The 14,874-nt window shown below is 59.7% G+C and carries 15 protein-coding genes and 1 tRNA gene; 8 read left to right on the forward strand and 8 right to left on the reverse strand.

The genetic code is table 11. From position 1 onward, the window contains the following. Positions 1-26: 26 nt before the first annotated feature. The 3 genes from KIT08_00465 (at position 27) to KIT08_00475 (ending at position 1,992) form a co-directional block, all read left to right on the forward strand. The gene (locus tag KIT08_00465) at positions 27-1,199 is read left to right on the forward strand and encodes a hypothetical protein (protein ID UYN89730.1); all 1,173 of its coding nucleotides are present in this window, start codon (positions 27-29) and stop codon (positions 1,197-1,199) included. A gap of 156 nt (positions 1,200-1,355) precedes the next feature. Then, on the forward strand, positions 1,356-1,688 hold the full coding sequence (locus tag KIT08_00470; GenBank protein ID UYN89731.1) for a YegP family protein: 333 nt from the start codon (positions 1,356-1,358) through the stop codon (positions 1,686-1,688). A 133-nt stretch (positions 1,689-1,821) separates the two neighbouring features. Beyond that, positions 1,822-1,992 carry a hypothetical protein gene (locus KIT08_00475; protein UYN89732.1) on the forward strand — a complete coding sequence of 57 codons (171 nt, stop codon included), beginning with the start codon at positions 1,822-1,824 and terminating at the stop codon, positions 1,990-1,992. A 63-nt stretch (positions 1,993-2,055) separates the two neighbouring features. Here the strand turns inward: KIT08_00475 and KIT08_00480 are convergent, their stop codons facing one another. Together KIT08_00480 and KIT08_00485 are read right to left on the reverse strand one after the other, a co-directional pair. Beyond that, a complete protein-coding gene (locus KIT08_00480; protein ID UYN89733.1) occupies positions 2,056-2,823 on the reverse strand; it encodes a fumarylacetoacetate hydrolase family protein in 768 nt (255 codons plus the stop codon). Between the two features lie 9 nt (positions 2,824-2,832). Continuing rightward, positions 2,833-3,678, reverse strand: coding sequence for a MurR/RpiR family transcriptional regulator (locus KIT08_00485; GenBank protein ID UYN89734.1), 846 nt, complete (start codon positions 3,676-3,678; stop codon positions 2,833-2,835). A gap of 86 nt (positions 3,679-3,764) precedes the next feature. Here KIT08_00485 and KIT08_00490 point away from each other — a divergent pair. Further along, positions 3,765-3,838, forward strand: a tRNA-Val gene (locus KIT08_00490). A gap of 384 nt (positions 3,839-4,222) precedes the next feature. Beyond that, on the forward strand, positions 4,223-4,879 hold the full coding sequence (locus KIT08_00495; GenBank protein ID UYN89735.1) for a ZIP family metal transporter: 657 nt from the start codon (positions 4,223-4,225) through the stop codon (positions 4,877-4,879). A gap of 321 nt (positions 4,880-5,200) precedes the next feature. Here KIT08_00495 and KIT08_00500 read toward each other — a convergent pair whose 3' ends face one another. Further along, positions 5,201-5,665, reverse strand: coding sequence for a DUF1801 domain-containing protein (locus tag KIT08_00500; GenBank protein UYN89736.1), 465 nt, complete (start codon positions 5,663-5,665; stop codon positions 5,201-5,203). 95 nt (positions 5,666-5,760) lie between these two features. Here KIT08_00500 and gcvT point away from each other — a divergent pair, with 95 nt between their 5' ends. Continuing rightward, complete coding sequence (gene gcvT, locus KIT08_00505; protein ID UYN89737.1) at positions 5,761-8,871, forward strand: glycine cleavage system aminomethyltransferase GcvT; 3,111 nt, start codon at positions 5,761-5,763, stop codon at positions 8,869-8,871. 43 nt (positions 8,872-8,914) lie between these two features. Here the strand turns inward: gcvT and KIT08_00510 are convergent, their stop codons facing one another. From KIT08_00510 to KIT08_00520, 3 genes are all read right to left on the reverse strand, one after another. Beyond that, the gene (locus tag KIT08_00510; protein ID UYN89738.1) at positions 8,915-9,325 is read right to left on the reverse strand and encodes a hypothetical protein; all 411 of its coding nucleotides are present in this window, start codon (positions 9,323-9,325) and stop codon (positions 8,915-8,917) included. Positions 9,326-9,677: 352 nt separating this feature from the next. Further along, positions 9,678-10,055 carry a hypothetical protein gene (locus tag KIT08_00515; GenBank protein UYN89739.1) on the reverse strand — a complete coding sequence of 126 codons (378 nt, stop codon included), beginning with the start codon at positions 10,053-10,055 and terminating at the stop codon, positions 9,678-9,680. 21 nt (positions 10,056-10,076) lie between these two features. Continuing rightward, the gene (locus tag KIT08_00520; GenBank protein ID UYN89740.1) at positions 10,077-10,271 is read right to left on the reverse strand and encodes a hypothetical protein; all 195 of its coding nucleotides are present in this window, start codon (positions 10,269-10,271) and stop codon (positions 10,077-10,079) included. A 529-nt stretch (positions 10,272-10,800) separates the two neighbouring features. Here KIT08_00520 and KIT08_00525 point away from each other — a divergent pair. Continuing rightward, the gene (locus tag KIT08_00525; GenBank protein UYN89741.1) at positions 10,801-11,610 is read left to right on the forward strand and encodes an SH3 domain-containing protein; all 810 of its coding nucleotides are present in this window, start codon (positions 10,801-10,803) and stop codon (positions 11,608-11,610) included. Positions 11,611-11,710: 100 nt separating this feature from the next. On the opposite strand, the gene KIT08_00530 is transcribed toward KIT08_00525, so the two are convergent. Beyond that, positions 11,711-12,544 (reverse strand): hypothetical protein, encoded by an 834-nt coding sequence (locus tag KIT08_00530; protein ID UYN89742.1) that lies wholly within the window; start codon positions 12,542-12,544, stop codon positions 11,711-11,713. Between the two features lie 95 nt (positions 12,545-12,639). Here KIT08_00530 and KIT08_00535 point away from each other — a divergent pair, with 95 nt between their 5' ends. Then, a complete protein-coding gene (locus KIT08_00535) occupies positions 12,640-13,284 on the forward strand; it encodes a deoxynucleoside kinase (GenBank protein UYN89743.1) in 645 nt (214 codons plus the stop codon). Positions 13,285-13,335: 51 nt separating this feature from the next. On the opposite strand, the gene KIT08_00540 is transcribed toward KIT08_00535, so the two are convergent. Then, complete coding sequence (locus KIT08_00540) at positions 13,336-14,856, reverse strand: M1 family metallopeptidase (GenBank protein ID UYN89744.1); 1,521 nt, start codon at positions 14,854-14,856, stop codon at positions 13,336-13,338. Between the last annotated feature and the right edge of the window lie 18 nt (positions 14,857-14,874).

Genomic DNA, 14,874 nt, shown 5'->3' on the forward strand with positions numbered 1-14,874 from the left:
CGCGTCATTAATCAGGGAGAACCGCTATGACTAAAACCATTACCCGCATACGCATCCTGGGTGTGCTGCTGCTGGCTGGCCTATTGCTGGCCGCCTGCCGCGCCCCCTCGCCTGAGAGCCATGCCCCCACGCTGGATCTCAACGCCCTGTATACCCAAGTGGCAGGCACCCTGGTGGCCCAGGGCCAGCAATCCGCGGCCACCAATACCCCGGCCGCAACTCAAACGCCCTTCGTGGTGACCGCTACCCCCACCGAAACACCGCTCCAGCCTGTTGCTACCAACACCCAGGTGCCCACAACCGTAGTGGCCACCTCGGTGCCGGCCACCGGCTGCTATCAGGCCTACTTCGTGGCCGATATCACCGTGCCGGATAACACCCAGATGAGCCGCGGCCAGAGCTTTACCAAGACCTGGCGCATCCGCAACAACGGCACCTGCACTTGGGGCTCAGACTTTGACATTGTCTACACCTCAGGTACCAACCTGGCCTCCACCAGCAGCATTGACATCCCCAAAGAGGTGAAGCCAGGTGAGACGGTGGATATCTCCATCGCCATGACCGCCCCCAACAGCGACGGCACCTTTAAGAGCAGTTGGGTGATCAAGGCAGCCAACGGCTACACATTCGGCGTGAATGGCCATGCCAACAGCGCCGGTGTACCGTTCTTTGCCCAGATACGCGTGGGCACGGGGAGCAGCGGCGTACGCTACGACTTTGCCGCGAACTATTGCTCGGCCAGCTGGTCCAGCAATGAGGCGGGCAGCCTGCCCTGCCCCGGCGCCAACAGCGGCACGCAGGGCTTCGTGATCGTGCTGCAGAACCCTGAGCTCGAGACGCGCAATGAAGACGAGCCAGCCATCTGGCCGCGTCCCAACCACGCCAGCAATGGCTTCATCCGCGGCGTGTATCCTGAGTTCACCGTACAATCTGGCGACCGTTTTCGCACCCAGGTAGGCTGCCTGAAGAACAACCCCAACTGCCACCTGCAGTTCACCTTCAGCTACATCCTCAACGGCACGGAAACCGTTCTGGGCACCTGGAACGAGAAGCTCGAAGGCCTGGCCAAGGATGTCAACGTGGATCTCTCCAGCCTGGCGGGCAAGACGGTTCGCTTTGTGCTGACGGTCAAGCCGAACAACACAGACTACGCCCAGGCCAATGGGTTCTGGTTTGTACCGCGCATCATCAAGCCCTAGGCCAAGCTGCGGCTTGCAAGCCTGCTTAGCAACAAGAGGCATCTGCGCACAGCGCAGATGCCTCTTTATTTAAACCCGGCCGCGTTGTACAATGACGAAACTGTGAGCATTTGCTGCTCACGCAGAAATCCAAGCACGTTTGGAGGAGAGAGATTTATGGCAACAGCAAAGTTTGTGATCGAGAAGGGCAAAGGCGGCTTCCGCTTTAACCTCATCAGCACCAATGGCGAACCGATCCTGCACAGCGAACGCTACAACACCAAAGACAGCGCCAAGCGCGGCATCAAGTCCGTGAAGAAGCATGCAGGCAAAATGGCCAACTATGTGGAGAAAAAGGCCAAGAACGGCCAGAGCTACTTCAACCTACGCGCCGCCAACAACCGCGTGATCGGCACCAGCGAGATGTACTCTTCCCCAGCCAAGTGCAAAGGCGGTATTGATGCCGTCAAGCGCGTGGCCGGTGGCGCCAAGCTTGAAGACAAGAGCTAGTAGAGTCTCTACTGGGTAATTTTTTCCTAGAAAAAGACCGGACAATAACTTGTCCGGTCTTTTTATTTATAGTAGCATTAATCACCTGCTCACTTTGGAGCAGAGATCTGAGGAAAGGAGGCAAAAATTTATTATGAGACTCACTCCTCCCAAGCAATGGGTATTCTGGGCTGCACTCGTTCTTGCTGTTGTTGCTTTGCTGGGCGCGCTCGGCGTTCTCGCCTTCGCCGCTCCTTACGCTACCTGGCTGGCTTTCGCTGGCTGGGCGCTTCTGGCCGCTGGCAACGCTGTCAAGGGCTTCTAGTACAGAAGAACCACAACAAAAAAAGACGACCCTTCGGGTCGTCTTTTTTGTTTGTTTGCTCTCCTAGCGCACTGGCTCAGCGGCAATCGGGTTGCGCAGTTCGCCCAAGCCCTCAATGCTGGTGACCAGCTCGTCGCCGTCTTTCAGCGGGCCAACCCCGGCGGGCGTGCCGGTGAGAATCAAGTCACCCGGCTCCAGCGTCATCACGGACGAAATATAGGCCAGCAACTGGCGCACCGAGAAGATCATGTCGCGGGTGGAGCCCATCTGGCGCAGTTCCCCATTCACGCTGCAGGTCACCACCGCATCGGCGGGGTCAAAGTCAGTTTCAACCCAGGGGCCAAAGGGACAGAAGGTGTCGAAGCCCTTGCCACGCGTCCACTGGCCGTCACGTTTCTGCAGGTCACGCGCGGTGACATCGTTGGCAATGGTATAGCCCAGAATATATTCATTGACTGCATCGGGCTCGATCCAGCGGCCGCGTTTGCCGATCACGATCGCCAGCTCCGCTTCGTGCTCAGGCTGCTGGGTCTGCGGCGGCAGGAGCACAGTTTCGCCGTGGGCGATCAGCGCTGAGGGGGGCTTGAGGAAGAGCATCGGCACTTCCGGCACTTCATTGCCCAGTTCTTTGGCATGCTCGGCATAGTTGCGGCCAACGCAGATGATCTTGCTGGGTACGACGGGGGTTAGCAGCTTAAGCTCGGCCAGCGGCATGGTGGCTTCGCCACGCTGGAAAGCACTGAACGGGTCACCCTCAATAGGTCCAACCTTGTCACCCAGCACCCAACCATAGCGGGCTGTGCCATCTTGTAAGTATCGAATAATGCGCATCCGTCTCCTCTAGTTCGCTCGCGCCAGGCGGCGCAGCAGTTTATCGGTCTTGGCTTGCACTTCCTTGTGACGCTCGGCAAAGCGCCAGCGCAGGGCCTGGCCCAGCGCGTTGACCAGGGCGGCCATCACAAAGCTCACGGCGTGGTCGCCGTCTTCCTGGCGCGGCACTTCCAGCACGATGTCCGCTTTGCGGGCCGCGTCATACGAGGCGCCGCCCACCACCACGGTGGTATGCAAGCCGCTGGCCTTGGCTTGCGCCACTGCCAGCGGCAACAACGGCGTGCTGTTGAGCGCATCCAACGCGATAAGCAGGTCGCCCTCACTCGCCAGCGCCAACCCGGCAGCCAGTCTCTGATCCTCAACGGGTAGGCTATACGCCAGCAGCCCAATGGATTGCAAATGGTGCAGCAGGTCGCCGGCACTGGGAGCGGCGGCTGCATCACTCAGAATGAAAACGCGCTTGGCTTTGCCGAGCGCACTCAGCAGACTTTCCAGCGGGGCTGCATCCAGCAGGCGGCGAGCCCGCTCGATCGCATCGGCTAGGTCTTTATAAGCACGGTCGGTCAGGCCGCGCAAGCTGTCAGCCTTGGATTCATCCTTCTGCTGCAACAGCATGTCTTGCAGCACACGCGCTCTGATCTCATCCTGCAGGGCCGGGAAGCCGGAATAGTTCAGCGTTTGGGCAAAGCGCACCACGGTGGCGGCATCCACATCCACCTCATGCGCCAGCTCAGAGGCGGTCAGCAAGGCGGCCTGTACGTATGAATCTAATATATAATCGGCGAGCCGCTGAAAGCTTTTGGAGAGCCGCGGCCGCGCTTCACGAATGCGGTCTGCGTATGTGCCGGGGGGCATGGCCAGACTATAGCACAAAGTTTTTTGCAAGCATAAGCAATTCTGCAACATGGATTGCAAGTAAAAGCGGGTATTATTTCTGGCTTGGGCGAGTAGCTCAGTTGGTTAGAGCGCCTCCCTTACAAGGAGGATGTCGTAGGTTCGAGTCCTATCTCGCCCACACGCAAAACAGCGCCACAGGCGCTGTTTTTATTTAGGGCCGCGGCAAGCCCCGCACTGAGCCTCATTGTATAATTCAACAAGTAAGGGTCAGTTATGGAGAAATGGGAGTATCTTGAACTTAAGATCACCCACGGCGAGGTTGAGCTGGTGGACGGGGAATTGATGCCGCCTGCCTCGGCACAAAACGCTGACCCGTACGAATACATCAAGTCCCTTTTGACTGATGGCTGGCAGCTGGTTACACGATCCGGCGCTCTCTCGGGTGAGTTCTCAGTAATCCTTAAGAGGCCAGTTGCCCATGAACATAAACCCACAAACAAGTGAAGTCTTTTTTGCTGCCCTGCTGACCGCGGTTGCCACAGGCCTCGGGGCTTTGCCCTTTATGCTGGTTCGCAATTTTCCGCGCCATTGGCTCGGCATTTTTAATGCCCTCGCCGCTGGGCTCATGCTGGGTGCGTCTCACGGGCTCATCAATGATGGCTTGGCCTATGGCGCCGGCCTGCTCATCCTAGGGATTTTGAGCGGGCTCGGCCTGATCATGTTGCTCAACCGTCGCCTGGAGACCAGCAAGAGCCAGGCAATCAACGCTTTTCAAAGCTCGGGCGGTACGAAAGCTCTGTTGATCGTAGGCATCATGACCTTGCACTCCTTTGCCGAAGGCATAGGACTGGGCGTTGCCTATGGGGGCGGACAAAGCCTGGGCTTGTTCATAACTCTAGCCATCGCCATACATAATATTCCAGAAGGACTGGCGATCAGCCTAGTGCTGGTACCACGCGGCGCCAGCCCACTTAAAGCGATGCTGTGGAGCATCTTTTCCAGCCTGCCGCAGCCGTTGATGGCAGTGCCTGCGTTTCTGCTGGTTTCCTTTTTTGCCCCTGCCCTCCCCTTTGGCCTGGGGCTGGCCGCAGGCGCCATGATCTGGATGGCGTTTGCAGAGCTTGTGCCTGATGCGCTGCAGGACATTAGTGCAGCGACGGCCGGCGCGGTGATCACCCTTGGCCTGGTAAGTATGCTGGCATTGCAAGTATTGCTTTAGGTCATTTGCCCCAGTTCAACAGGACATTCACCATATGACAGGCCTGCCGGGCAAGCGTATTCTATGAGCAAAGAAACGTCGGAGCAGGTTCCAGCAGATCGCCGACACTAACGGTAATGAGACGGCCAGAAAACAAGGCCGCAGCCGTTTGACAGAGTGGCCGGTGCGGTCACCAGAACAGGCGAAGCTGGTAGGCAAGTCAAGCAGAGCCGGGCCAGAGGCGAACTGGTCAGGCAAAGACTTAGCCCTGATTGCTCCGGCGTTTTCTTTTTGTTAATACACAGCCACGGTAGAAACGAAAGACAGCTCTGGGTTAGTTCGTTACTTCCTGGCCCGCTCCGAGGATTTACGAGCATCTACGTACATTTCGAGCAGCCGTTGTTTTGAATTCATCGCCACGGTCTCCCCGATCAGCTCCAGCGGTAGGTCTTCCAGCTTCTTGAAGCGCACGCAGGATTTGCCAATGTCCATTCGCTTGCCAGTGGCTTTATAGCGGTCCATGAACCACTTGGTGGTGGCAGGTTCGCTGTAGATATTATTCAGGTAAACCGCCATGTAATTCTTCTGAGACGCCAAGGCGGCGATGCCCAAGGGCTGGCCATTGTATGTTTCCGGGAAATCCTTGAGCGGGATGTAGTAGGTGATCATTCCGAAGGTCATTCCCTCTTCAAAGCCTTTGGGCAGATTGGCCTTGATAACCTTACGCACCGCGCTAAGGGCCTTGCGCCGCTCTTTTGGCAGCTCCTTTAGATACTCTGCGATGGTTTTTGCCTTGCTGCTGACCATGAGCCCTCCGCTCTATACACAGCCTATCGCACTTGGAAGCCCTTCGTCAAGCGCTGATACAATTCGTTTGTTAGCCTCCACATAGACAAAAGAATATGCCGACCAAAAAGACAAAATCTGCCCCTAAAGACTTCTTGTTCCGCGGCACGCTGGCCCAGCTGGACCCGGCGGTGTATGAGCTGAACCAGCTCGAAGCCGAGCGCCAGTGCCGCAAGCTGATTCTTATCGCCAGCGAGAGTACCGCCCCGCTGGCCGTGCGCGAGGCGCTGGCCTCCGCTTTCGGCAATATTTATGCCGAGGGCTACCCCGACGAAGACAGCCGCTGGTTGGACGAAGATGAACTGTTGGACCACGAAACGCGGCTGGCGCACTATCGCCGCAACTCCGACCCGCGCTATTACAAAGGGGTGGAGTACGCCGACGCCATCGAGGCGCTGGCCCGCCGCCGCTGCGCCGAGGCCTTTGCCGCCAACGGCGTGGGCGCCGACCAGATCTATGTCAACGTGCAGGCGCTCTCCGGCGGCCCGGCCAACAATGCCGTATATCACGCCCTGGTGAAGCCAGGCGACACGGTGATGGGCATGAACTTGCTCCATGGCGGCCATCTTTCGCACGGCGCGCCCGTCAACCGCTCCGGCAAGTATTTCAACATCGTACACTATTCGGTAGACCCGGTGACGGAGCGGATCGACTATGACCAGGTGGAAGCCCTGGCCCGCGAGCACAAGCCCAAGATGATCATCGGCGGCTTCTCATCCTACCCGTGGCCGGCCGATTGGGCGCGCCTGCGCCAGATTGCCGACGGGGTGGACGCCTACTTGTTGACCGATATTGCTCATGTGGCTGGCCTGGTGGCAGCCGGCGTATACCCCTCCCCCATTGGGCACGCCCATGTGGTGACCTCGACCACCCACAAGACGCTCAATGGGCCGCGTGGCGCCATCATCATGACCACCGACAAGAAGATCGCCGAGCTGATTGACCGGGCCGTGTTCCCCGGCGAGCAAGGCGGCCCGCATGTGAACGTGTTTGGCGGGCTGGCACTCACTTTCAAAATAGCCCAGAGCAAAGAGTTCAAGCAATTGCAGGCCCAGGTGGTGAAGAACGCAGTGGCGCTGACCGAGCAGCTACAGAAACGCGGTTTCCGCATTCCCTTCGGTGGCACGCAGAGCCATCTCACCAACGTGGACTGCAAAAGCGTTGTGGGGCCGGATGGCACGACCCTTTCGGGCGATATGGCGGCCCGCATTCTGGATATTGCCGGCGTTGTGGTCAACCGCAACACCATCCCGGGTGACCGCGGCGCCATGAACCCCTCCGGCCTGCGCCTAGGCACGCCGTGGATCACGCAGCGGGGCTTCAAGGAGAAGGAGAGCCGCCAGCTGGCCGACATCATCGCCGATGTGCTGCTGGCCTGCGTGCCCTACCGCGACCGCAGTGAGACCAGCCTGAGCCAGCGCGCCAAGGTGGACTTTGCCGTGCTGGAGGATGCCAAGCTGCGCGTGCGCGCCCTGGCCGAGAAGGCTGGCATTGACTTCAAATCGGCCTCGAGTGGCTATCCGCACTTCTACTATATAGATGACAAGCCCAAGGCTAAAGGCGCCTGGGTAGGGATTGAAGTGCACGGCGAGCAGGCTACGAACTTGCTGAACATGGCCATCGCCAGCGACATTGAGACGCTTGGCAAAGGCGCTGGCTTCCTCACCCATACGCCCAAGGGCGATGTGCACGGTAGCATCAAAACGCTGGCAAACGGTGGCTACCTGCTGGGCGTCAAGCGTGCCCAGTTCGGGCTGGCCACGGCCTGGTTGCGCGCCCTCTCGGATGGCTATGTAACCGTTGACCCGGCCGATTTGCAACGCAAGGCGCCCGGCCCCGTGGCCGTCCGCGAGTCCAAGTTCAAAGTGGCGGCGCCAGCCGGCAAAGCCGCTGCGGCCGAGAAGCCGTTCTACTACGGCATCGGCAGCTCCAAAGCCAAGGCGCTGCCCAAGTTCGACTGGCATGAACCCAGCGAAACGGCCATCAAGCGCACCGCGCTCTACGACACCCATGTGGCACTGAGCGCAAAGATGGTGCCGTTTGCAGGCTGGGATATGCCGCTGCGCTACAGCTCCGTACGCGAGGAGCATGCCGCCGTGCGCACGGCCGCCGGCTTGTTCGATGTCACCCATATGGGCGTATACGACATCAGCGGGCCGCAGGCTGCCAGCTTCCTCGATTCGGTGTGCGGCAACGACATCGCCGGCCTGCCGGTCGGCATGTCTATCTATACGCACTTCATGGATGCTGACGCCAATGTCCTTGACGACCTGATCGTTTACCGCATGGCCGAGCAGCACTATCTGGTAGTGGTCAATGCCGCCAATGATGACAAGAACTGGGCTTGGCTCACCGCGGTGCAGACAGGCGCGGTGTGCGTAGACCGCCAGCAGCCCGGTGCGCTGGCCTTTGGCCGCGGCGCCCGGCTGCGCAACCTGCGCGCCGCGAGCAGCGGCAAGCACCAGCGCGTAGACTTGGCCCTGCAAGGCCCCAAGTCTCGCAAGGTTTTGCTGGCGCTGGGCGGCAGCGATGCCGATAAGCAAACCATCCGCAAGCTCAGGCGCTTCGGCGTAGCGAAGGTGACTCTGGGCGGCTTCGACCTGATCCTTTCACGCACGGGCTACACCGGCGAGCCGGTCTCGTTCGAGCTGTTCGTGCATCCTAGCCAAGCCGTAGCGCTGTGGAACGCACTGCTGGCCGTCGGCGCCAAGCACGGCCTTAAGCCATGCGGGCTGGCGGCGCGCGATTCGTTGCGTATCGAAGCTGGCCTGCCCCTCTATGGGCATGAGCTGGCCGGGCCGCTCAATCTGGGGATCGGTCATTCCGGCTTCCGCGCCTTCGTCAAGACCTATAAGCCCTGGTTCATCGGCCGCGCCGCCTTCCTGGCGCAGGAGCAGGAGCGCAAGCAGGAAGCGCTGCGCTTCCGCCTGCCGCCGGGCGTGCGCATCGCTCATCAGGGCGACCCTGTGACCGACCCGGACGGCAAGCGCATCGGCGAGGTGACCAGCTGCTCGCTGGACAGCGAAGGCACGCTGACCGGGCAAGCTTTGGTGAACAAGAAATTCACCAAAGAAGGCACCAAGCTGCTGATATACCAAGGCCATGCAGGCAAAGATATAGGCGCCGCCACCCCCACCGAGGCTACAGTGGTCAGTCGCATGAAGTGACTATTTTGATCAAAAAAAGGCGCTGCTCTGCAGCGCCTTTTTTTTATTTTGCTCGCATTCGGTTTCCGCGTGGGTTATGCTCCAGCTCTACCATGCCGAGGGCCTCAAGAAGAGGTGGCATGTACATCGCAAAGCGTCCGCGCAGCCCCTTCTTGGTGCCGTACCAACCTTTGACAGGATTCTTTGTCGAGCGTGCCCAGGCTTCAACTGTGCCTTCTTTGGCAGGCTTGTTTTCGTCCGCGCTGCCAAGCTCTATCCAGTCACCGTGTTTCTTCAACATGGCGTGCAGATCGGCAACACCACGCCAAAGGTAACCAAGCTTGGTGCTACCCACCTGACAGATGATCACTGGTGGCTCAACACTGTCATCCTTATACATCGTATATGCACTGGTGCCAGGGGGAGTCTTCAATTGCCAGGGATCTTCCTTGGTGCCTTTGCCTTTTGCCGCCATCGTTCGCCTCCTAGACGAAACTGAATACATGATTGTAAGGGGAAACAGATCCAAAAGTACAGGCGGTAATGACATACGATGAAACTAAGGAGGGAGTGGTGCTTACTTCCGAAATAACCCGGATGCCACCTTCTACGGATATCAGATATCCCGGCCTCAGAATTGGTTCATGTGCGTAATCGCCGAATAATGCTTCTTGACTAAGTGAGAAGAATGTCGAAAAACAAAATAGTCGGAGGTATTAAAGCTGAAATCGCAAAAAAAAGAAAACTCGTGGTGACAGCCTTGATTTTTGTAACACTCGCAAATTCGAACTCCATGTATGGCGCACAATGCTGATAATTCTGGCTACTCACCGAGTACAGACTACCTGCGGCGACAGGCGCACAAAGACCAGCACCGCGAGTCCGACGCTGCCGGAAAGAGCGGCTCCCGCCACCACGATCGCCCCCAGCATCAGCGCCCACAGCGTACCCGTGCTTGCCGCCACGCCTGCGAAGAACGGCGTATTGTGCCCCGAGCCGATGGCGAAGCCCAACGCCGCCATCGCCATGCGCACCGCCGCCTGCCGGCAGGAGAAGCGTGGCTCGGCGTCAGCCGAGTAGCTTCTCCCAATGCGCAGCGGAGCTGCGCATACGGCCCAGCCCGCCAGCGCCCCTGCCACAGCCGAGGTCACGAAGAGGTCCACCGCAGAGCGCGAATACACCACGCCCTCAAAGCCCGGCAGCACGCGGTTGCCGCCCCACAGTAGTCAATGATCGGGTGCTGCACTGCGCTCACTGCAAATGAGGCCAGTTGGGTCAGCGTCAGCAGGCCCACAAAGGCCAGCACCGCTAGCCAGGTGTTCTGGGCAGCGGGGGCGCAGTTCCTCAAACGCCCACGCCACCAGCAGCCCCGCCAGCGCCGCCACCACGATCCCCAGCGGCGCAATGAACCAGATCGGCATGATTCGCGCCTGGTGGATTAGTAAAAAGGCGCCAAGCCGGCCAGCCCGGCCAATACACCTGCCAGCGCGCAATGTGAGGTCAGAAACGGTTGTGTCTTCGTTGTGTCTTCGTCATTTCTCATCCAACATGCCTTCCACGCCCGCTGCCGAATACTTGATTTTTTGCCCAGCTTTCCAAAAATAGGCGCACTGCGTGTACAAAGGTGCCATGCTTACATGGATCCGCCTTCTGCAAAAGTTGTTAGTAATAAGTTTTAACCCCCACCCATATTCGCGTAATAATAACTTTGCTTGTGAGCGGAGTTTGTCGAGATTTACGCCTTCGCAATCCCTCCTGAATATTCCAAAGCCGCTTGGCCTGCTTTGTCATTGCGGGGAGTATTGCAGCGCTTTGCGCTGCAAACGGATGAAGCAATCTGCTTCCCTGAGGGTAACGCCAGGCACTGGTTTCCGTTCTCTCATCAATGGCTTTCCTTTCCTTATAAGGAGTTACATATGATAAGGAGTTACATATGATAAGGAGTTACATATGAGCAAGAGAGTAATTGTGGTCCTTGCCGTGCTGACCCTGGCCCTCGCCGCCTGCGGCCCCAGCGCCGAGTCGGTCATTGCCACCGGCATTGCCCAGACCCAGCAGATCAGCGAGCTGCAAACCGCCGCCGCCGGCAACAACGCCACCAGCACGCCGGCTGCTCAGGAGACCCCAACTCCGGAGACGCCCCAGGCCACCACCAGCCGGGATGTCAACATGCGCTCCGGTGACTCCACCGCCTATGGCGTCATGACCGTCATCCCTGGCGGCCAAACCGTGGATGTGCTCGGCATCAACGCCGCCGGCACCTGGTTGCAGGTCCGCTACGCCAGTGCCACTGGCTGGATCTCTATCAGCTTCATCGAAGGTGACGTGCTCGCCGGCCTGCCCATCGTAACGCCCCCAGCGCCCCCCACGGGCGGCGGGGGTGGTGGTGGCAACAACACCGGCGGCGGTGGAGGCGGGGGCGGTGATAGTGGCAACACGCAGGACTTCTCGCTGGTCCTCTCCGCCAACAACACTGACAACAAGTCCATCAGCGGCGAAGTCCCGGCCAACACCACTCATCGCATCACCATCCGCGTGGATGATCTCACCGGCGGCTCCGAAGTGGATATTGCCTTCCAGTGTGACACCAGCATGCCGGAGTACGTGGAGATCACGGCCCCCGGCGCAGACGACAACACCATCTGCAACAACAACTGGTCGCATCTAGTCTCGCCCGGCAGCAACAGCTTCACCATCTCGCTGCGCATCACCCAGGGCAACCCAGTCAAGTGGACTGTGATCGCTAACGTCAGTCCGTAACACCGGCAACAAAAAAGAGCGGCCTGCAAAATTGCAGGCCGCTCTTTTGAATCGTCATTGCGAAGTAGGGGGCGCACTGCGGTGCGCCCGATAACGGTACTTACGGGATCGACACCGTCAGCGTGTAGTCCACCGTGCGCCCGCCCTGCGGCACTACCTCGATGATGTAGTACTGCGTCTGCGGCAAGCTCAGGCTGAAGTTGGTCACGCCGTTTTGCGCCCGGGCGTACGGTTCGCCGGTGTTAAAGCCCCAGATCGTCAGGGCTGCATCACTGGCGTTGGTGTTCACGTTGACTTGCAGCTGCTTGCCGGTCTGCGCGTAAATGGTGTAAGTCACCGGGTTGCCGCCCACCGTGCGCCCAGTGTAGCTGGCGCTGCTGCTGCCGCTGGCAAAGTTCACCGGCACGGCGAACGCCACCGACAGCGTAAAGTCCTGGGCGCTGCCGCCGCCCACCACGGTGAACTCGTAGTCCTGCGTCTTGGTCAACAGGGTGCGGTACGAGGTATAGCGCGTCGCTTCGGCCAGCACCGTGCTGCCGTCGGCGCCCTTGATCTCCATCACGGCGTTGCCGGCCTGGGTGAACAGATTGGCAACGATCACTTGGTTGGCGGCCGCGCCGGCCACAAAGCTGACCCGCTGGTTGGCCTCCACCCGGCCGGTCACAACACCATTAGTGGCGCCGGTGGCCAGGTTGATGCGGCCTTCCTCCTGCGTGGGGGTGGGTTCAGGCGTAAAGGTGGCAGTCGCCTCGGGCTCCGGGGTGGCCGTCGGCAGCGCCTCGGTTGGCGGCACAGCCGCCGCCGTCTCGGTGTTCACCGCTGAGAGGGTGCTGGCCACGCTGGTAAATAGGGCATTGGCGTCCGGCGTGGCCGGCGCCGGGCTGCAGGCAGCCAGGGCCAGCAGCACAAGCACGGAAAGAGTGGCTCGTTTCATGTCTTACTCCTTATGCAATATAACAATTATCCCATTAGAGATTAACACCTGGAATTGCAAATCGTCCCGCGCTGCTTTATGTATACTCCCCACAAATGGCTGCAAAACATCTCGTTCTCGTAGCCGGCAACATTGGCGCCGGCAAAACTTCGTTGGTGACTCAGCTGGGCGATCGTCTGGGTTGGCGCACAGGTTTCGAAACAGTGGAGACCAATCCCTACCTTGGCAAATTTTATGCCGATATGCGCAGTTGGGCCTTCCATCTGCAGGTCTTCCTGCTGGCCCAACGCTCGCAGCTCCATCTGGAAGCCTACCGTGATCCCAACTCGGCCATCCTTGATCGCAGCATCTATGAGGACTATTACATCTTCGCCCGCGCCTTGCATTCGCTGGGCAACCTCAGCCCTGAGGATCTGGAGACGTACTCGCGCGTCTACGAGTTGGTCATCGCTTCGCTGCCCAAGCCGGATCTGCTCATCATGCTGAAGGCACCCGTGCCTGCCTTGCTGGGCCGCATTCAGGCCCGCGGCCGTGAGATGGAAGCCGGCATCACCGCCGAATACCTCAGCCTGCTGGATGGCTACTACGACGAATGGCTCAGCAGCTTTGACCTGTGCCCTGTGCTCACCATCTCATCGGACGACCTGGATTATGTCAACGACCCGGCCCACCTGGACATCGTGATCCGCACCATCGAAGCCAAGCTCACCGGCCGCGACGAGCTCATCTTCGACGAATAATCCACGTGCATCCCGAGCGCAGCGAGGGATCCTTGCTGCCGGTGATGTTCGCTACTGATAATCCTCGAGGAACAAGCCCATCTCGGGGATATCGGGTACATCCGGCGCATACAGCCACGCGTCGAAGAATTCTTGCAGGTCTTCGCCGCTGACTCCACTGGCGATGGCCACGAAGTCCGCCGTGGTGGCGTTGCTGTCTCGGAAGTCGGCGTAATAGCGCTGCAGAATGCGGAAGAAGACCTCGTCGCCGACTCGCTCGCGCAGCGCATGTAGGGTCAGCGCCCCGCGGTAATACACGCCAAAGTTGAACAGGTCGTCCGGCCCCGGGTTCCCGGGCGGTGAGGCGAACGGCCCGCTTTGCGCCACTTGCCAGTAATACCAGTCGATCTCGTCGCGCAGCGCTTGCTCGCCGTAAGCGTGCTCGTTCCACAGCACGCTCAAGTAGGTGGCGAAGCCTTCGTTCAGCCACAGATCCTGCCAGCAGTTGAGGCCGACGCTGTTGCCAAACCACTGGTGGGCCAACTCATGCGCCACCACGTATTCGTCGGTGAACCCTGAGCCGAACACACTCATCGTCTGCGTTTCGAGGGCAAAGCCGAAATTAATGTCGTGCACGATGACGCCGGTCACTTCAAACGGGTATGGGCCGATGAGTTCGTTGAACAGCTCCAGCATTTCCGGGGTGCGCGCAAAATCGTTGCGCACTTCTTGCGGAATATCACGCTCGAAGTAGTCTCGAATCGGCAGGCCATTTGGCCCCGTGCTGGTCTCGATATCAAATAGGCCAATGCCCACCGTGGCCAGGTAGCTGGCCATCGGGTAGGCTGAGGTCCACACGAAGGTGCGCGTGCCGTCGCCATGGCTGATCGTGTCCTGCAGCACGCCGTTGGCGGCGGCCACGTACGGCTCCGCCACGGTGATGGCGTAGCTGTAGGTGGCTTTGTCGGAGGGGTGCTCGTTGACCGGCATCCAGGTGGAATTCCCGCTGGGCTCGGCGGCCACGTATGCGCCGTCACCGTCTGGGTACCAGCCCCAGCCCACCTCGAACTCTTCCATGCCGCTGAAGTCAATGCCCTCACCTGGGCTGCCGCCGTATTCAACGGTCACATCAAACGGATCACCCGCTTGCAGAAATTGCCTCGGAGTAATGCTGAGCTCGTTACCGCTACGCGAATACTCGGCTGGCTGCCCCTGCACGCTCACAGCGTGCACTTCCAACCCAGCCAACTCCAGATTGAACTGGTTGAGCGTTTGAGTAGCGACGGCATTGATGAGCACGCGGCCATCCAGGTGCCTGGCGGCCAGGTCTACCCGCAGCTCAACGTTGTAGTGCTCCACATCGTAGCCGCCGTTGCCCAGGTGCGGATAGTACGGGTCGCCCAGGCCTTCGGCACCCGGCTGCGGGCTGCCGGCGGCGCCCACGTTGGGCGGCAGCACGGGGCAGGCCTGCAGCGGCGGCGCCGGGTCAGAGCTGCCGCCAAAATTGCTGCTTCCGCCGCTGGGCGTGCGCAAGGCTTCGGCAGTGGGAGTGCTGGGGGGCGTGGCGTCGAAGCGGCAGGCCAAGCTGATCAACCCAAGAAAGAATACAGC

It is taken from the genome of Anaerolineales bacterium (assembly GCA_025808555.1).
Lineage (GTDB): Bacteria > Chloroflexota > Anaerolineae > Anaerolineales > UBA11579 > JAMCZK01.